Here is an 18,124-nt window from a genome sequence, read left to right on the forward strand (position 1 = left end):
TGGGCGGGACGGTAGGCACGTGACTGTTCGCCGGACCGACGGGTCCCGCTGCATCGAGGTGCGCGGCGGCCGGGTCAACAACCTGCAGAACCTGTCGGTAGACTTGCCGCTGGGCCGGTTCGTCGCGCTCACCGGGGTGTCCGGGTCCGGCAAGTCGTCGCTGGCCATGGGAGTGCTCTATGCGGAGGGCTCCCGCCGGTACCTGGACGGGCTGCCGACGTTTACCCGCCGGCGGATCAGCCAGGAGGCCCGGCCGGACGTCGAGTCGGTCGGCTACCTGCCGGCGGCGCTCGCGCTGCGTCAGCGCCCGCCCGTGCCGGGACCGCGCTCCACGGTGGGCACGATGACCGAGGTGCTGGCGGTGCTGCGGCTGGCGATGTCCCGGCTCGGCACCCACCCGTGTCCGAACGGGCATCCGGTGCCGGCCTCGCTGCAAGCCTCGGTCACCGAGCTGATGACGTGCCCGGCCTGCGGTGCCACCGCGGCGCTGCCGAGCGCGGAGTCGTTCGCGTTCAACACCCTCGGCGCCTGCCCGACCTGCGAGGGGCTCGGCATCACCCAGCAGGTTGACGAGGCGACGCTGGTGCCCGACGAGGACCTGAGCATCGACGACGGCGCTGTCGCCCCGTGGCGGATGCTCGGCCGCCAGCACATGTCGCTGATCGCGCGCGAGCTCGGCGTCCGCACCGACGTCGCATACCGGGACCTCTCCGAGGACGAGCGCGACATCGTGCTGCACGGCCCGGAGGTCACCAAGCACATCGTGATCCAGAGCGGCAGCGGACGGCCGTTCCCGCTGAACGCCGACTACGAGAACGCGACCCGCAGCGTGCAGATGATGGCTCGCTCCGACCGGTCCACCACCGGGCGCAAGTCAGCCGACCGGTTCCTCGTCTCCCAGGTTTGCCCCACCTGCCAGGGCAGCCGGCTCAGCCTGACCGCGCGGGCCTCCACCCTGGGCGGGCACGATCTCGCCGAGGTCTCCGCGCTGCCGCTGCGCGACCTCGACGGGCTGGCCGACGACGTCGTCACCGGGACTCCCGCCGACCTGGAGAAGGCCGCCGCGCAGCTGACCGGCGATCTGACCGACGCGGCCCGGCCGCTGCTCACCCTGGGGCTGGGCTACCTGTCGGCCGATCGGGCCGGGGGCAGCCTGTCCACCGGCGAGCGGCAGCGGATCTCGTTGGCCTCGACCGCCATGCGCCAGACCACCGGCATGCTCTACGTCCTCGACGAGCCCACCGTCGGGCTGCACCCGTCGGCCGTCGTCGGGCTGGTCGACGTGCTGGAGTCGCTGGTCGCCAGCGGCAACTCGCTGGTCGTGGTCGACCACGACGTCGACGTCCTGGAGCGCGCCGAGCAGCTCGTCGAGCTGGGCCCGGACGCGGGCGCCGGTGGCGGGTGGCTGGTCGCCCAGGACACCCCCGAGCGGATCGCGGCGGACCCGGCGTCGCTGATCGGGCCGTACCTGTCCGGCCAGGCCCGCATCGTCGTCCGCGAGCGCAGGCCCCCGGATCCCGGCCTGGGGACGCTCGCCGTCGCGGTCACCGACCTGTACAACCTGCACAGCGTTCGGGCAGCGTTCCCGGCCGGCCGGATGAGCGTGGTTACCGGGGTCTCCGGTGCGGGCAAGACCGCGCTGGTGCTCGACTCGCTGGTGCCCGCGCTGCGCGCCCGTGTGGACGGAAGGCCGCTACCGGGTCACGTCGTGTCGCTGGACCCGGCCGGGATCACCCGGACCGTGCTGGTCGACGCCACCCCGATCGGGGCGAACGCCCGCTCCACCCCGGCGACCTACTCCGGCGCGTTTGACGAGATCCGCCGGATGTTCGCCCGCACCGAGGAGGCCCGCCGCCGTGACTGGGACGCCGGCCGGTTCTCCTACAACACCCCGGCCGGCCGGTGCCCGGACTGCGAGGGCTTGGGCGAGCTGGCGCTGGATCTGCAGTACCTGCCGGACCTGCCGATCCCCTGCCCGACCTGCAAGGGACGCCGCTACACCGACGACACCCTGCAGGTGAGATTGGGCGAGCACTCGATCGCCGACGTGCTGGCGCTCACCGTCGCCGAGGCCCGCGGCGCGCTGTCCGGCAGCGCCCGGCTGGCCCGCATCCTGGAAAGCGTCGACGACGTCGGACTCGGCTACCTCACCCTCGGCGAGCCGACCCCGCAGCTCTCCGGTGGCGAGGCGCAACGGCTGCGGCTGGCCACCGAGCTACGACGCGGGCAACGGGGCACGCTGTTCGTGTTTGACGAGCCCACCGTCGGCCTGCACCCGCGGGACGTGGCCACCCTGCTCGGCGTGTTCTCCGAGCTCGTCCGCTCCGGCGCGACGGTGATCGTCGTCGAGCACGACCTGGACCTGATCGCCAACGCCGACCACATTGTCGACATGGGGCCCGGCGGCGGTGACGAAGGCGGCCGGGTGGTCGCGGCGGGATCGGTGGAGGACATCCGAAGCTCGACGGCGTCGGTCATCGGCGGGTGGCTCGACCGTCACCTGTCCCGGGCCGTCGATGCAGCCCACACCCCACCAGATCACGAGCACTGACCCCACCAACGTCAGTGTGTCCGGCGCGCGGGGTCAGCCGCCCGAGCACCCCGCCGAACTCGCAGCGAGAGGACACGACCACGGCCGCGACGACCGCCACCACCGGGGTGAGTCGGGTAGGAAGCACCCGGCCGAAATCCGGGTACCGGTCGCCGACCCTACGCGGCCCTGCGCGAAGGCGTCGCGGATGCCTGGCCCGCGACGTTCGGGTCCTGGCCTGGATGCTCGGGGGTCGATGGCCGGCGCGGGAGAACCCGCCGGTCAGCCGGCCGGTGCCGTCCGTACCGCCTCGGTGAGGCTGTCGAGGTCGACCGGACCGCGATGGAGCCGCCCGTTGAGGAACAGCGCGGGTGTGCCCGGGACACCGCTCGCTTCCCCGCTGGCCAGGTCCCGCTCCACCCGCTGGCGATGGTCGCGGGCACGGTAGCCGATCGCTCCCGCGTCCGGCAGGCCCAGCCGCTGGGCGTAGCGCGCGAGGTCGTCCTCGGTCAGCCGGTCCTGGTGGGTGTAGAGCATTTCGTGCATCACCCAGAACTGGTCCGCGTCGGCGGCGGCTTCGGCGGCCAGCGCGGCCGGACCGGCGTGTGGGTGGAGGTCGACCAGCGGGAAGTGCCGGAACACGAACCGCAGGCGGTCCCCGGCCCGGTCCACGAGGTCCTCCAGCACCGCATACGCTCGCCCGCAGTACGGGCACTCGTAGTCGCCGTACTCCACCAGGGTCACCGGTGCGGTGGCCGGGCCGCGGCTGTGGTCGTCGGCGTCGACGGGGGACGCCAGCCCACGGTTGTTCATCGGTGTCTCCTTTATCCCACGGTGCGGTGTTGGTGCCGCGGCGTGATCTCGATGGGCTTGGACGTGTCGCCCGCTACCCCTTACGGGCAAACAGGCCGGGTCAGGGCCCCAACGCGTCGATCGCGGCCATGTCGTCGTCGGAGAGCTCGAAGTCGGTGATGGCGATGTTCTCGCGGATCCGTGCCGGGGTCGCCGACTTGGGAAAGACGATGAACCCGTGCTGCAGGTGCCAGCGCAGCACGACCTGGGCCGCGGTGTGGTCGCGGCGCTGCCCGATCTCCTGCACGGTGCGGTCACCGAGCAGTCCGCCCTCCGCGAGTGGCGCCCACGCCTCGGTGGCGATGCCGGCGCGCTGGTGGTACTCGCGCAACGCGCGTTGCGGCTTGCGTGGGTTGAGCTCGACCTGATTTACCGCTGGGACGGTGCCGGTCTCGGTGGCGAGCCGGTCGAGCTGCGCCGTGTCGAAGTTGGACACCCCGACCGAACGCACCCGACCGTCGTCGCGCAGCTTCTCGAAGGCGCGCCACGTGTCCACGTCACCGTCGCGGCCCGGCCAGTGGATCAGGTACAGATCGACGTAATCCATGCCGAGTCGGCGCAGGCTCTCATCCAGCGCGTCCATCGCGGGTCGGTAGCCGTGGTCGCCGCCGCCCAGTTTCGTGGTGACCCAGATGTCCTCCCGGGCGACGCCGGCGTCCCGGATGCCTTGCCCGACACCGGTCTCGTTGCGGTACATCTGTGCGGTGTCGATGTGGCGGTAGCCGGCCTCGACTGCGGTGCGCACGACGCCGGCGGTCTCGTCCGACCGGACCCGCCACACGCCGAGACCGAACTGGGGGATCGTCGCACCGTCGTTGAGCGTGATGCCCGGGATGCTCGCCATGGCTGTCGGCCTACCCTCTGCCCGCACGGGAAAACCCCGATCGAGCATCGGCGCGGGCGGCGACCGGGCCCGGCAGCATCCTGCGCCGGGCGGGCCTGCACCTGGTCGTGTCGTTCGCGAAGCACACCAGGTCCGCACCATCCGCCAGAAGGTCGCCGACTTGCCGGATCACAGGATTTCCAGTGGTCGCGGTCCGCTCGGCGGCGGGAACGCACGGTCGAGAGCGTCCAGGTCTTCGCGGGTCAGTTCCGCGTCCAGTGCGGTGGCGTTGTCGCGTACGTGCTGCGGGCTGCTCGCCTTGGAGGCGGTGCACAGCGAGTCGCGGCGCAGCACCCACGCCAGGGCCGCGGCCGCGGGGCTGATGGCGTGGGCGGCCGCGACCTCGCCCAGTGTCGCGTCGCCGAGGATGCGGCCCTGCTCGATCGGCGAGTACGCCATCACCGGCAGCTCGTGGTCGGCGCACCACGGCAGCAGGTCGTACTCCGGTCCGCGCCGCGACAGGTTGTACAGCACCTGGTCGGTGGCCAGCCCGCCGCTGCCCGGTAGGTCTCGGAGCTCGGCGAGGGCGGCGTGGTCGAAGTTGCTGACGCCCCAGTACCGGATCTTCCCGACCTCGATCAGGTGTTGGAAGGCCTCGAGGGTGTCTTCCAGCGGGTGCGGGCCCTGCCAGTGCAGCAGGTAGAGATCGATCCGGTCGGTGCCCAGGCGTTCCAGGCTGCGCTCGCAGGCCGCGATCGTGCCGGCGCGGGACGCGTTCGAGGGCAGTACCTTGCTGACCACGAACGCCGCGTCGCGGCGGCCCGCCAGTGCCTCACCGAGCACCTCCTCCGCGCCGCCGTCGGCGTACATCTCGGCGGTGTCGACCAGGGTCATGCCCAGGTCCAGGCCGGTGCGCAGGGCCGCGACCTCGTCGCCGCGGCGATCGGGGTCCTCGCCCCAGCCCCAGGTGCCCTGGCCCAGCACGGGCACGGACTCCCCCCTCGCCAGCGCGATCCGTCGCATCCGCGATCACGTCCCTTCCGTGTCCTCGGGCGGGATGCCGGCCGCGACATCCCGGGAGACGCCGCGCCCCTCATCCGCGGTCAGGGCGCCGGTAGCCGCCCGCGTCGACGACGGAGGGGGGACCGACTCCTGCTGGATTGACATGACAGAGATCCCTCCTCCCTGCTGTTCACTACTCGTTCCGCGTCCTTCCGCGCTGTCAGTTCGGCACAGTCAGTTCGGCACGGTCAGTTCGGCACGGTCAGTTCGGCACGGTCAGTTCGGCACGGTCAGTTCGGCACGGTCAGTACCGTCTTCCCGGTGACGGTGCGCCGGCGCAGCGCCTCGACGGCGTCGGTGGTTTCTGCCCAGTCACGGACCGAGCCCAGCTGCGGGTCGAGCCTGCCGCGGTCGACCAGCGTGGCGAGGACGCCGAGGTCGCGGCCGAAGGTGTCCTCGCCGCTGGCGTAGACGAAGAACCCGACGAGGCGTGCCAGCGGTGCGGCGGCGAAGTCGTAGAAGGCGAGCGGGGTGCGGTCGGCCCCGCCCGCGATCCCGTAGGCGACCAGGGTGGCGCCTGGCGCGAGCCGGTGGATCGCCTCGGCCAGCACCGGGCCGCCCACGCCGTCGAGCACGAGATCGAACGGGCCGGCGTCCTCGCCGATCCCGGTGACGACGTTTCCGGCGCCGAGTCCGCGAAGAGCGCCGATCCGGTGCTTGCCGCTGACCAGGGCGGTGACCTCGGCGCCGCCGGCGGCGGCCAGCTGCACGGCGAAGCTGCCCACACCGCCGCTGGCCCCGGTGACCAGCACCCGCGCGCCCAGCAGGGCACCGCCTTGACGCAGGGTTCGCAGCGCGGTCAGACCGGCCACCGGCAGCGCCGCCGCCTGCTCGAACGTCACCTGTTCGGGCAGCACCGCGACCCGGTGGCTGGGCACGGCCACCCGCGCCGACCAGCCGCCGCCGTCGGCGATACCGACGACTCGGGACCCCTCCGGTGGGCCGCTGCGGTCGGCGGCCTCGGTCAGCACGGTGCCGGCGACGTCCTGGCCGGGGCGCCAGCCGTCGGTGCGCTGCTGCAGCAGCGCCAGCTCACCGCGGTTGAGCCCGTAGGCGCCCACGCCCACCACCACATCGTGGGGGGACGGTTCGGGCTCGGGCAGCTCGCGCAGCGCGAGGCCACCCTCGGCGCCGGGGTCGGTGATGTGGCCGCGCACGGCTCCTCCTTCGGTCTACGGGTCGCCTCACGGCAGCTCGATGACGACCTCTACTTCCTCAGAATTCCAGCGCCCGTGGGCTGTGCTGCACGCTGATCCACTGGTCGGTGGTGAACTCGGCGATGCCCCACTCGCCGCCGAAGCGGCCCAGCCCGGAGGCCTTCTCCCCGCCGAAGGCCGTGTTGGGTTCGTAGTTGACGGTCATGTCGCCCACGTGGGTCGACCCCGCCTGCAGCCGGTGCGCGACGCGGACGCCGCGCTCGGCGTCCCCGCTGAACACCGCGCTGGTCAGCCCGTACTCGGTGTCGTTGGCGATCCGGACGGCGGCATCGTCGCCGTCCGCGGGGATGATCGTGGCGACCGGGCCGAACACCTCACGGGCAGCGGTGGCGACGTGGTTGCCGCCGGTGAGCACGTGGGCGGGCAGCACCCGGCCGGTGGGGCCGGTCGGGTCGCCACCTTCGAGCAGGGTCGCGCCGTCGGTTCGGGCCTGGGCGATGGTGTCCTGAATGGACTGCAGCTGGCTGGGGTTGATGATCGGACCGAGTTGGGTGCCCTGCTCGCGGGGGTCGCCCGCGACCAGCCGCTGGGTGCGGCTGCGGAACAGGTCGACGAACTCGTCGTGGATCGCGGCGTCGACGATGATGCGGTTGAGGGCGAGGCAGATCTGGCCCTGGTGCAGGTAGCTGCCGAAGATCGCCGCGTCCACCGCGGGGATCAGGTCGGCGTCGCGGAGCACCAGCAGCGGGTTGTTGCCGCCCAGCTCCAGGGACAGCTTCTTGAGCCCGGCCTTGGCGGCGATCCCTTGACCCACCGGCGTGGAGCCGGTGAACGAGACGAGCCGGGGCGTCGGGTGGGCGACCATGGGATCGCCGATCTCGCTGCCGCGGCCGATGACCACCGACAGCGCGGCGGGCGGCAGCCCGGCCTCCTGGTAGATGCGGGCCAGCAGGAGGCCGCCGGTGACCGGGGTGTCCCCTGCGGGTTTGAGTACGACCGCGTTGCCGCAGCCCAGCGCGGGCGCGACCGAGCGGTTGGACAGGTGCAGCGGGAAGTTCCACGGGCTGATCACGCCGACCACGCCGACCGGGCGCTTGTACACCCGGCTCTCCTTGCCGGCCACGCTCGCGGGCAGGATGCGCCCGGCGATCCGGTTCGGGAACGAGGCCGCCTCCAGCATGTCCGCGCGGGTGATCGCGAACTCCCACTCCGCCTTGGTGCGGGTGCTGCCTGCCTCGACCGTGAGCCAGCGCAGGATCTCCTCCCGCCGCTGCTCCATGATCGTCGCGGCGCGGTGCAGCACGGCGGCTCGCTCGCCCGGCGCGGCACCGGACCACTCCTGCTGCGCTGCGGCGGCGGCCCGGTAGGCGGCATCGAGGTCGGCTGCGGTGGCCATCCCGATCTCGGTGAGGGTCTCGCCGGTGTACGGGTCGCTGTCGGTGGCGATCTCACCCGAGCTGCCGGCCCGCCACTGCCCGCCGAGCGGCATCGTGTCGAAGCCCGCGTACGCCTCTGGCGTCGGCGGGTGCGAGGTCGTGCTGTTCATGGAAGCCGTGCTCGTCGTCATGGCCGGGTGCCTCCCTCACGGCAGCGCGTCATTGCCGGTAGTTCTCCACCTCGCGCACCGGCCGGGCTGCCGCTTCGTCCGGGTCGGCGTGGAACTCACGCCGCGCGCGCCGCTGCCGCAGCAGGTCCCAGCACTGGTCCAGCCGGGCCTCGACCTCGCGCAGCCGCTCGGACTCCTCCCCTGGCGACAGCTCGCCCCGAACCACCTGCTCACGCAGCTGGTGCTCCTCCCCGATCAGCTCGCCGATGCGGTTCTGGATGTCGGTGTCGGTCATCAGGTGTCCTTCCCTCAGGTAGAAGCGCTCGGCGGCTGTGGGCCCGCAACGCGTCGACCGTGGCGGGCCCCTGACGACGTTGGTCGGCGACGAGCTGGTCGCTAGATGGGCCTCGACGACGATCTGGTCCTGCTCGCCGGTGCTCCCGGGACTCCGGCCTCACCGGTGCGGGCTGGACGTCCTCCGGTTCCCGGTAGACGGTGACCAGCCGCCACCGCCCGGGGCCATCAGCCCCGTCGGGACGCTGGTCGGCGGACCCGACCAGCCCTCGCAGCGGCCCGCCCGCCCACGTCGGTGCCCGTGTCGCGACGTCCACGTTGCCCATCGTCTTGTCCTGCCCTCGCAACGGTTTCTGCCGCAAATCGCGACCCGCAGGACCGCGACGCGGCCGGATCAGGCGGACCGGCCACTGCGCCTCGCGTCGGCGGCCGTTGTCCTCGAGGCTTCCCGCGCCCCTGCGGATTCGGTCACGGGTGGTCTTCTCGACGAGCAAGCTGCAGCGCGTCGAGGCCGGCGATACCAGCCCGGCGTCTCCGCACCACGGAGACGTCACGCCGGGATCCGGGACCCCTCTCGCGTGGGTGTCCGGCTCGGTCCGGAGGGCCCGGCCGCATCGCCTGTGACCGGCCGTGCCCGGTCAGCCCAGGTAGTCCTCGACCTCGCCGGCCGGGCGCACCTGCGCCTGGGCGGGACTGCGGCCGACCTCCTGCAACGCGCGGCGCTGCCGCAGCAGATCCCAGCACTGGTCGAGCTGGACCTCCACCGCGTCGAGGCGTTCGGCTTCGTCGCTGCGGCCCAGCCGGCCGTCGCCCCGCCGGGCGCGCAGCGACTTCTCCTCCTCGACCAGGCGCTGGATCCGGTCCAGCAGGTCCTGCTCCGCTGTCACCCAGGACCTCCTCCCGCCTCGGCACTTCTCCACCCGGTCCGACCCGACGCCGTGGCACGCCAGTCGGTGATCAGATCGGTGGCTTTTCCGCGATCACGTCGACCGGCTCGACCGTCGGCTGGTCGAACAGGACCCCGGTGTTGTCCTTGAGGGCTTGCCCGACGGCGCCGGACAGGTGGGTCTGGCGGCCGGAGTCGTCCGGGAACGCGTCGTAGATGCCGAACGACGACGGCCCGAAGCGCAGAGCGAACCACCGCACGGTGGCGGGTTCGTCCTGCACGAGGGCCAGCCCCTGCCGGAGGAAGTCCTCGACGTCTTTCTCTCGGCCGGGCAGCGCCTCGATACGCACGAGAAGCCCGGCGGTCACTGGTTCAGCCATGATCGATCTCCTTCGAAGGACGTTGTGTGGGGGATGCTATTACGACGACAGCGGTTGATCCGAGCGAGCCGGCGTCGCCGCGGCGGGCGCGCGCACGCCGTAGAAGCGCTCGGCGGTGTGGGCCCAGAATGCGTCGACCGCGGCGGGTCCCGCCTCGGTGACGAGCTGGTCGGTGACGAGCTGGTCGGTGAGTGCGACCACGTCGGTGTAGGCGAGCAGCTGGCTGGAGACCGGCCAGTCGCTGCCGAACATGACGCGGTCGGCGCCGAAGGTCTCGAACAGGAAGTCCGCGTAAGGCTGGAACTGCGCCGGCGACCAGCCGGGGCCGACCTCGGTGAGCATCCCGGAGAACTTGCACCAGGTATGGGGCCGCTCGGCCAACCGCAGCATCCACTGCCGCCACTGGTCGTCGGCGTCCGGCCGGTAGGTGGGCTTGGACAGGTGGTTGATCACCGCCGGCAGCTCCGGGACCGCCTCCAGCGCGGCACCGACGGCGGGCAGGTGCTCGGTGCGGGTCAGGGCCTCGAACCGCAGCCCCAGCTCGTGGAGCCGCTCGAGGTTGGCGTGCACCTGCGGGTGGGCGACCCAGTTCGGGTCGGGCAGGTCGTGGATCATGGGTCGCACCGCCCGTAGATACTCGTCGGCGGCGAGCTCGGCCAGCAGCTCGGCGTCCTCGGGCCGGTCGAGGGCCACCCACCCGGTCACCCCGAGCACGAAGTCGGTGGTGTGGGCGAGCTCAAGCAGGAACCGGGTCTCGTCCACCGTCGGTGCGGCCTGCACCACGATCGTCCCGCCGACCCCGGTGGCTTCGAGGGCCGGGGCGAGGCGCTCGGGCAGGTGATCCCCGCGCAGCGGCCCGTCCGTGGGCATCCAGTGGTAGTCGCCGCGCTCGACCCGCGCGGCGCTCCACAGGTGGTGGTGGGCATCCAACCGCGTGGCGGGCAGAACCTCGGTGGGATGAGTCATCGGCACTCCTGACGCGCGTCCGGGACGGTCGGCGGGCTCCGGGTTAGAACGCGGCCATGGCCGCCTCGACGACGATCTGGTCCTGCTCGCCGGTGCCCCCGGAGACTCCGACCCCGCCGACGACGTTGCCGGTGCTCCCGCGCAGCGGCAGACCTCCGGCGAAGATCATCACGCGGCCGTGCTTGGAGTCGGCGATGCCGTAGAACTGCTCGCCGGGCTGGGAGTTCTTCGCGAGGTCGCCGGTCGAGGTGTCGAAGGCCCGCGCGGTGAACGCCTTGTTGATCGAAATGTCGATGCTGCCCATCCAGGCGTCGTCCATCCGGATGTGGGTGACCAGGTTCCCGCCCGTGTCGACCACCGCCACGTTGCTCGGAGACCCGATCTCGCGGGCCTTCTGCTCGCCCGCGGCGATCACCCTGCGGGCATCGTCGAGGGACACTGTCTCGACCTGCCTCATCGTCTGCCCCTTCGGGGGCGGGTCGCCGGGTTCGGCGATTCGGCCGGTGTGTTCAGCTGGGCTGGCTGGGGTTGAGCACGACCTTGGTCCAGCCGTCGTCGCGGGCGTCGAAATGCTGGTAGGCCTCCGGCGCCTGGTCGAGAGTCAGGTTGTGCGACACGATCCAGGACGGGGTGATCTTGTTCTCGGCGATCAGGTCGCGCAGGTGGCGGTTGTAGCGTTTGACCGGGGCCTGCCCGCAGCCCATCTGCTGGCCCTTGAACCAGAAGCTGCCGAAGTCGATCCGGGCCTTGCCCTGCTGGGCCAGCTCGTCCGGGCCGCCCGGGTCCTGGGGGATGAACACGCCGACGGTGCCGATCCCGCCGGTGAACTTCACCGAGGCGATCAGGTTGTTGATCGTGAGCGCGTTGTCCTCGTTGCCCTGGGGATCGTGGGCCTGGTAGCCGACGCACTCCGCGCCGCGGTCGGCGCCACGGCCGCCTGTCTGCTCCATCACCTGGTCGACCGGGGAGCCCTTCGAATCGTCGATCGGGATCGCGCCGACCTGTTCGGCCAGCTTGAGCCGGTCGGGGTGGCGGTCGACGACCATCACCTTCGCCGCGCCCTTCACCGACGCCGACAGGGCGGCCATCAGACCGACCGGGCCGCCGCCGTAGATCACGATGGTCTCGCCGGGCACCAGGCCGGACATCTCCACAGCGTGCCAGCCGGTGGGCAAGATGTCGGAGAGCATCGTGTAGTCGTTCTGCTTGCCCTTGGCGTCCTCGGGCAAGCGCAGGCACTGAAAGTCCCCCCACGGGATGCGCAGGTACTCCGCCTGCCCGCCGGCCCAGCCGCCCATGTCGGCGAACCCGTAGGCGCCACCTGCCATGTCGGGTTCGTTGGCGGTCAGGCAGTAGTTGGTCAGTCCGTGTTCGCAGTTGCGGCAGTGCCCGCAGCTGACGTTGAACGGGGCGGAGACCATGTCCCCGACCCGGATCTTGTCGACGCCGCCACCGACCTCGATGACCTCACCGAGGTTCTCGTGGCCGAAGATGCGGCCCTGCTCGAAGTCGGTGCGGCCTTCGTACATGTGCAGGTCCGACCCGCAGATGTTCGTCGCCGTGATCCGCACCAGTACATCGGTGGGCTTCTCGATCCGCGCGTCCGGGACGTCATCTACCGAGACCTGGCGGGGCCCGTGATACACCAACGCCTTCATGATCTAGCTCCTCAATCTACGACTTCTCGAGAGATGGGCTGTGCCCGCCGACCTGCGCCCCGGGGCTTGGGACGGACCGGCCGGGGTCCTCACCCGACGGCGGCCGGGGCCGCGGCGAACTGCTCGACGATCGCGGCGCAGAACGCCGGCAGGTCGAACGGCGACCGGCTGGTGACCAGCAGCCCGGGTGGCCCGGTGTCGAGGCACACCTCCTCGTCGACGACCTCGGCGCCGGCGCGGCGCAGATCGGTGCGGATGCTTTCCCAGCTGGTCAGCCGCCGACCCTGGATCACATCGGCCTCGGCGAGAGTCCACGGCCCGTGACAGACCGAGGCGACCGGTTTGCCGCTCTCGACGAACGCCTTGACGAACCCGACCGCATCCGAGTTAGTGCGCAGCTGATCCGGGTTGACCGTCCCGCCGGGCAGCACCAGCGCGTCGTAGTCCCCGACCGCGGCCTCGGACACCTGCCGGTCGACGGTGATCGTGCCGGACGGGTCCTTGTCCCACTCCCGGGCCCAGAGCTGCCCGGGATGGATGGAGAGCACCTCGACCTGCGCGCCGGCGCCGTAGAGCGCCCCGCGGGGCAGGTCGAGCTCGACGCGCTCCACGCCGTCGGCAGCCAGGATCGCGACCCGCCGGCCGCGCAACTCGTTCGCCATGAGCGATCACCTCTCGTTCCATTGGTCCGGCTGCAGGCCGGGTACCTCTCGACGTGGGCGGTAAACCCCGAGCGCGCCGGATGGACGGTGTGGCTCGACCGAGCAGAGTCGTGTCGTCGTGTCGACGGTGCTGCCCGGCTCGCCCCGGTAGCGACGGCGATCTCGGCTGCGGTCGACGTCGTATGAGCGACGTACGGGCTCGTGACACGACAGTAGGGACCTGCCCCGGGCGCTCCCGAGACGGAATCCGCGCATCGACGGGCCGGAACCCGCACCAGCCACTCCCGGCCCCGCCACCCGCTGTCCCCGGCGGACTCACGGTGGGTTCAGGGTGGGGTCGCGTGAGACAAGGTGGCCGAGGGGGTGGTGGCGAAGCGACGCCGGTAGGCGGCAGCCAGGCGCCCGGCGTTGGTGAAGCCCCACCGGTGGGCGACGTCGATGACCCGCACACCGGGGCCGGCGGCGGCCAACTCGTCGTGGGCGCGATCGAGCCGGATCTGCTGCAGGTACTGCTTCGGGGAGAGGTCGAACTCGCGTCGGAACCCGGCCTGCAACGCCCGTTCCGACAGCCCCACCGCCCGGGCGATCCCGGCGATGCTCAGCGGCTCGTGGGCGTGCAGGCCGATGTACTCGGCCGCGTCGCGGATCGTGGAACGCGCCGAGCGCCGCTGGGCGCCCGAGCACAGCACCCGCGACCACGAGTTCGGCTGCCCCAGCAGCAGGGTGCCCAGCACCTGCTCGCGCAGCTGGGCGGCGGCCAGCGGGTTGACTTCCCGGTCCTGGGCCGTCCCGACCAGTCTCGCCAGCAGCAGCGCCTGGCTCAGGGCCGCCGGGGCGACCGTGGCGGAGTCCATGACCGGCTCGAAGTCCAGCCCGTCCACCTGACCGGGCATGTCGGTGATCATCCGGGCGGCCATGCGCCGCAGAGGCGTGAGCTCGACCCGCAGCACCAGCAGGGTCAGGCGGACGAGCACGGCCAGGTGTTCGCCCTCGAAGTCCCGGTGTGGGTGCGATGCTGATCCCCGGGCCCGGGAGGGGGAACACCGCATGCCACGCACCCGACGCCGCACACGGCGGCAGGGCGGTGCGGGAGCGCCCGAGGTGTAGATCAGATACGCCGGATGCCCGCCGTCACGGCGGTCGTCGGTGTCCAGCCGGGCGGCCGGCCGGTTCGCGATCTGCTCGGCGTCGGACCCCGCGCCCGCGGTGCGCAGCACGGCCGGTCCGCGCTGCGCGCACCGCTCCGCCAGGCCGTCCACCTGCTCCAGTGCGGACGTGGTGGTCAGCAGCAGGGCGGCCGAGGAGTCGTCGAGGATGTAGCCGATCCGGTCGGCCGGGAAGGCGACGTCGAGCGGGACGAACGTGGCGCCGGCCTTCAGCACGCCGAGCATGGCGGTGTAGGCCTCGACCGGGTCGTCCAGCAGCAGCCCGACGACGGCGCCGGGGCCGGTCCCGCGGCCGAGCAGGTGCCGGGCCAGCCGGTCCGCGCGACCGTCCAGCTCACGGTAGGTCGGCGTCCCAGGGTAGGTCGGCGTCCCAGGGTAGGTCGGCGTCCCAGGGTAGGTCGGCGTCCCAGAGTGGGTCCGCGTCGCCGCGCCGGTGTCCACCGCGACGGCGTCCGGGTGCCGGTCCACGGCCTCCTCGAAGACCTCCGCCAGCTGCTCGCCGGACCGGGTGCGCGGCCGCTCGATCTCCGTGCCGGGGACCAGCACCCGGTCGTCGAGCGGGCGGCGCGGGGTCGGCGAGGGCTTGGGCCGCGGCACCGGTGAGGGCCGGTACGGGAGATTCCGGCGGATCACCTGGGTGGGCTGCTCCGGGATGCCATCAGCGCCACCGAGACCTCCGGCGGGGGTCGACGAGTTGGACAGGTCCGACATGGGGTGCGGTTACCCGCAACGGCGCGGTGAATGTAGGAAAATGCTAGGAACATGCGCCGCGTCTCTCACCGAGATCGTTTTGAAGGGAACGGGTCGCGCTGCGTAGCGCCGGTGACCGTGGACGGGTTCAGGGATCTTCCATCAGCGTGTCGATCAAATCCCGCCCCAGGTCGGACGCGTCCCCGGGCATTCGAGATCGTTCTCGCCGAACCCGGAGAACGGGGCGTCGGGATGCGGGCCGACGATTCCGATCGCGCCGGCCTGAACGGGGTGAGCGCCGCGGCGACCGTTCCGTCGGGGTAGATGGCGAGAATCGTCGCGTTCCGCCGGGTCCTGCGCGGCAGCACGATGACGCTGGACATCACGCTTCCGCTGGCCGACGCCTTCCTTCAGACACGGCGACCGGTGTCTGCCGCCAGGGAAGCGGGACGACAGGGTCTCCGAGAAGGGACAGCGTCGTGCCACATCACCGCCGGCCGCGCTCTCACCGCCTGTCGATCACGGCCTGCGGTACTGCACGAGGGTCGATCACAGTGCGGTCGCGGTGGCACGACGACCGATCGGGACCGGGCGCCGCGGGAAGGGATGTGGGAGATGAGCCAGGCACGTCCGTCCGGCGGATGGCAGCGGCGGTGGTGACCGCCGCGGGCGAGCCCCCGAGGTGACCGATTTCGGGCGGGCACCGCCGCCGGGCCGGGCTGCGCGAGGTGGGCGAGAACCGGGTCAAGACCACGGTGCCCCCGCACGCATGGGCGCAGCGCGATCGGGTATTCGGCAGACGTGGACGCCACCTTCACCCTCACCCTCGACGGGCGGCCGAGGACGCTGACCGTCGACACCCGGACCACCGTGCTCGACGCGCTGCGCGAGCATCTCGACGCCGCCAGCCCGAAGAAGGGGTGCGACCACGGGCAGTGTGGGTCCTGCACCGTGCTGTGCAACGGTCGCCGGGTGCTGGCCTGCCTCTCCCTCGCCGTTGCCCACGACGGTGACGAGATCACCACCGCCGACGGGCTCGCGCCCGAGGGTGAGCGGCACGCGATGCAGGAGGCGTTCCTGGACTCCGACGCCTACCAGTGCGGCTACTGCACCCCCGGCCAGATCTGCTCCGCGGTCGGCATGCTCGCCGAGGCCGCCGCGGGGCACCCCAGCGCCGTGTCCGGCGACGTCGCCGCCCCGCCGGTGCTGGACCGCACCGAGATCGCCGAGCGGATGAGCGGGAACCTCTGCCGTTGTGCCGCCTACGTCAACATCGTCACCGCCATCGAGCGGGTCCACGCGGGGGAGGGCGCCCGATGAAGCCGTTCGCCTACGCGCGCCCGGACGACGCCGCGGACGCCGTCGCCACCGTCGCCGCCGACCCGGACGCCGCGTTCCTCGCCGGCGGCACCAACCTCGTCGACCACCTCAAGCTCGGCATCGCGTCGCCGACGACGCTGGTCGACGTCACCGCCCTGACCTCGGACCGCATCGACGACCTCGCCCCTGCCGACGGGGACACCGAGGGCGGTCTGCGGATCGGCGCCGCGGTGCGCAACTCCGACCTCGCCGCGCACCGCCGGGTGCGCGCCGAGTACCCGGTGCTCGCCGAGGCGTTGCTCGCGGGGGCGTCGGGGCAGCTGCGCAACATGGCCACCACCGGCGGCAACCTGCTCCAGCGCACCCGCTGCGCCTACTTTCAGGATCGAACGACCCCGTGCAACAAGCGCGAGCCGGGCAGCGGCTGTTCGGCGATCGGCGGCTGGGCGCGCTACCACGCGATCCTCGGGGCCACCCATGAGCCGGCGGGCGAGGCATGCGTGGCCACCCACCCCTCGGACATGGCCGTCGCGATGGCCGTGCTCGGCGCGCAGGTGCAGGTCCTCGGTCCGCACGGCGAGCGCTCGATCCCGCTCGAGGAGTTCTACCGCCTGCCCGGCGACGACCCGGCCTGCGACACCGTGCTGGGCCACGGCGAGCTGATCACCGCCGTCGACCTGCCCGCAGCGCCGATCGCCACCAACTCCACCTATCGCAAGGTCCGTGACCGGGCCTCCTATGCGTTCGCGCTGGTGTCGGTGGCCGCGGCGATGGAGGTCGTGGGCGGCCCGGACGGGCCGGTCGTGGCGGACGTGCGGATCGCGCTCGGCGGGGTCGCGCACCAGCCGTGGCGCGCCACCCGCGCTGAGGACGCCCTGCGCGGCGGCCCGGCCACCGACGCGGCGTTCCGCGCCGCCGCCGCGGCCGAGACCGCCGAGGCGCGCCCGGTCGAGTCCCCCGTCGGCGGCAACGCCTTCAAGATCCCTCTGGTCGCGGGCACGCTCGCCGCGGCCCTGCGCACCCTCGCCCACGACCCGTCCGCCGATCCCACCGAAGGGAAGCCCGGATGACCATCGCCCCGGACGCCATGGGGCGCTCGCTGCCCCGCATCGAGGGCGCGCAGAAGGTCGCGGGCACCGCCCGGTATGCCTTCGAGTACCCCGTCGTCGGCCCGCTCTACCTGCACCCCGTGCAGTCGACGATCGCCCGCGGGCGGGTCACGGCGATCGACACGAGCGCCGCGGAAGCCCTCGACGGCGTGGTCGCCGTCCTCACCCACGAGACCGCGACCCGCATGGCCGACACCTCGGACGCCGAGTTCGCGGTGCTGCAGGACGATGCGGTCGGTTTCCGCGGCCAGTACGTGGCCGCCGTGCTCGCCGAGCGCTCGGAGACCGCCCGGGAGGCGGCCGAGCTCGTCGGGGTCACCTACGACCAGCACGACCAGCACCTCGAGCTCGACGAGGACTCGCCCGATCTCTACACCCCCGACGTGGTCAACCCGAACTATCAGACCGACGAGACCGTCGGCGACCCGGAGGCGGCGCTGGAGTCGGCGCCGGTCACGGTTCGGCAGACGTACACGACGGCGATGACCCACAACAACCCGATGGAGCCGCACACCACGGTCGCGACGTGGGACGCCGAGGACGGCCGGCTGACACTGTTCGACTCCACCCAGGGTGTCTCGGTGGTCCGCACCGCCGTCGCCGGGGTGTTCGGGCTGGAGGCGGAGTCGGTCGACGTCATCGCCCCGCACGTGGGCGGCGGCTTCGGCTCCAAGGGCAACCTGCACGCCAACACCGTGCTCACCGCCCTCGCGGCGATGGCCGTGCCCGGCCGGGCGGTCAAGTACGCGCTGACCCGGCAGCAGATGTTCGACCTCGTCGGCTACCGGACGCCGACGATTCAGCACGTCGCGCTGGGGGCCGAGGCGGACGGGCGGCTCACCGCGATCGTGCACGACGTCGTCGAGCAGACCGCGCGGTTCAAGGAGTTCGCCGAGCAGACCGCGACCTACAGCCGCTCGATGTATGCCACCCCGACCCGGCGCACGTCGCACCGTCTGGTGCCACTCGACGTCGGTGTCCCATCGTGGATGCGGGCGCCGGGGGAGGCGCCGGGCAGCTTCG

Annotated in this window: 17 protein-coding genes; 4 read left to right on the forward strand and 13 right to left on the reverse strand. The window is 72.2% G+C overall.

The annotated features are described in order from the left end of the window. Nucleotides 1–19: 19 nt before the first annotated feature. On the forward strand, nucleotides 20–2,551 hold the full coding sequence (locus ACLFMI_RS11365; protein WP_410947752.1) for an excinuclease ABC subunit UvrA: 2,532 nt from the start codon (nucleotides 20–22) through the stop codon (nucleotides 2,549–2,551). Nucleotides 2,552–2,812: 261 nt separating this feature from the next. Here the strand turns inward: ACLFMI_RS11365 and ACLFMI_RS11370 are convergent, their stop codons facing one another. The 13 genes from ACLFMI_RS11370 to ACLFMI_RS11430 all read right to left on the reverse strand — a co-directional run bounded on the left by ACLFMI_RS11370 (nucleotide 2,813) and on the right by ACLFMI_RS11430 (nucleotide 14,693). Continuing rightward, complete coding sequence (locus ACLFMI_RS11370) at nucleotides 2,813–3,343, reverse strand: DsbA family protein (protein WP_410947753.1); 531 nt, start codon at nucleotides 3,341–3,343, stop codon at nucleotides 2,813–2,815. Between the two features lie 100 nt (nucleotides 3,344–3,443). Beyond that, nucleotides 3,444–4,226, reverse strand: a complete 783-nt coding sequence (locus tag ACLFMI_RS11375) for an aldo/keto reductase (protein WP_410947754.1) — start codon at nucleotides 4,224–4,226, stop codon at nucleotides 3,444–3,446. 168 nt (nucleotides 4,227–4,394) lie between these two features. Beyond that, nucleotides 4,395–5,195 carry an aldo/keto reductase gene (locus tag ACLFMI_RS11380; protein WP_410947755.1) on the reverse strand — a complete coding sequence of 267 codons (801 nt, stop codon included), beginning with the start codon at nucleotides 5,193–5,195 and terminating at the stop codon, nucleotides 4,395–4,397. Between the two features lie 302 nt (nucleotides 5,196–5,497). Next, nucleotides 5,498–6,424: a zinc-binding dehydrogenase gene (locus ACLFMI_RS11385; protein WP_410947756.1), complete on the reverse strand. Its 927-nt coding sequence runs from the start codon at nucleotides 6,422–6,424 to the stop codon at nucleotides 5,498–5,500. A gap of 58 nt (nucleotides 6,425–6,482) precedes the next feature. Then, on the reverse strand, nucleotides 6,483–7,970 hold the full coding sequence (locus ACLFMI_RS11390; protein WP_410947757.1) for an aldehyde dehydrogenase family protein: 1,488 nt from the start codon (nucleotides 7,968–7,970) through the stop codon (nucleotides 6,483–6,485). A 49-nt stretch (nucleotides 7,971–8,019) separates the two neighbouring features. Then, nucleotides 8,020–8,265 carry a DUF2630 family protein gene (locus tag ACLFMI_RS11395; RefSeq protein WP_410947758.1) on the reverse strand — a complete coding sequence of 82 codons (246 nt, stop codon included), beginning with the start codon at nucleotides 8,263–8,265 and terminating at the stop codon, nucleotides 8,020–8,022. Between the two features lie 637 nt (nucleotides 8,266–8,902). After that, nucleotides 8,903–9,151 carry a DUF2630 family protein gene (locus tag ACLFMI_RS11400; RefSeq protein WP_410947759.1) on the reverse strand — a complete coding sequence of 83 codons (249 nt, stop codon included), beginning with the start codon at nucleotides 9,149–9,151 and terminating at the stop codon, nucleotides 8,903–8,905. Between the two features lie 70 nt (nucleotides 9,152–9,221). Further along, nucleotides 9,222–9,530: a putative quinol monooxygenase gene (locus ACLFMI_RS11405; RefSeq protein WP_410947760.1), complete on the reverse strand. Its 309-nt coding sequence runs from the start codon at nucleotides 9,528–9,530 to the stop codon at nucleotides 9,222–9,224. Between the two features lie 39 nt (nucleotides 9,531–9,569). Further along, nucleotides 9,570–10,496: an amidohydrolase family protein gene (locus ACLFMI_RS11410; RefSeq protein WP_410947761.1), complete on the reverse strand. Its 927-nt coding sequence runs from the start codon at nucleotides 10,494–10,496 to the stop codon at nucleotides 9,570–9,572. A 43-nt stretch (nucleotides 10,497–10,539) separates the two neighbouring features. After that, nucleotides 10,540–10,953 carry a GlcG/HbpS family heme-binding protein gene (locus ACLFMI_RS11415; protein WP_410947762.1) on the reverse strand — a complete coding sequence of 138 codons (414 nt, stop codon included), beginning with the start codon at nucleotides 10,951–10,953 and terminating at the stop codon, nucleotides 10,540–10,542. 52 nt (nucleotides 10,954–11,005) lie between these two features. After that, nucleotides 11,006–12,154 (reverse strand): glutathione-independent formaldehyde dehydrogenase, encoded by a 1,149-nt coding sequence (locus ACLFMI_RS11420; protein WP_410947763.1) that lies wholly within the window; start codon nucleotides 12,152–12,154, stop codon nucleotides 11,006–11,008. A gap of 89 nt (nucleotides 12,155–12,243) precedes the next feature. Beyond that, nucleotides 12,244–12,816, reverse strand: coding sequence for a type 1 glutamine amidotransferase domain-containing protein (locus ACLFMI_RS11425; RefSeq protein ID WP_410947764.1), 573 nt, complete (start codon nucleotides 12,814–12,816; stop codon nucleotides 12,244–12,246). A gap of 326 nt (nucleotides 12,817–13,142) precedes the next feature. Then, nucleotides 13,143–14,693: a helix-turn-helix transcriptional regulator gene (locus ACLFMI_RS11430; protein ID WP_410947765.1), complete on the reverse strand. Its 1,551-nt coding sequence runs from the start codon at nucleotides 14,691–14,693 to the stop codon at nucleotides 13,143–13,145. A 780-nt stretch (nucleotides 14,694–15,473) separates the two neighbouring features. On the opposite strand from ACLFMI_RS11430, the gene ACLFMI_RS11435 reads away from it, so the two are divergent. From ACLFMI_RS11435 to ACLFMI_RS11445, 3 genes are all read left to right on the forward strand, one after another. Further along, nucleotides 15,474–15,992, forward strand: coding sequence for a 2Fe-2S iron-sulfur cluster-binding protein (locus ACLFMI_RS11435; RefSeq protein WP_410947766.1), 519 nt, complete (start codon nucleotides 15,474–15,476; stop codon nucleotides 15,990–15,992). Next, nucleotides 15,989–17,062, forward strand: coding sequence for an FAD binding domain-containing protein (locus ACLFMI_RS11440; RefSeq protein ID WP_410947767.1), 1,074 nt, complete (start codon nucleotides 15,989–15,991; stop codon nucleotides 17,060–17,062). The genes ACLFMI_RS11435 and ACLFMI_RS11440 overlap by 4 nt, the downstream gene beginning before the upstream one ends. Beyond that, nucleotides 17,059–18,124: xanthine dehydrogenase family protein molybdopterin-binding subunit (locus ACLFMI_RS11445; protein ID WP_410947768.1), on the forward strand; the 1,066-nt coding region annotated here is incomplete at its 3' end. The genes ACLFMI_RS11440 and ACLFMI_RS11445, both read left to right, overlap by 4 nt.

This window comes from Pseudonocardia nantongensis (assembly GCF_046546495.1).
In the GTDB taxonomy this organism is placed as follows: domain Bacteria; phylum Actinomycetota; class Actinomycetes; order Mycobacteriales; family Pseudonocardiaceae; genus Pseudonocardia; species Pseudonocardia nantongensis.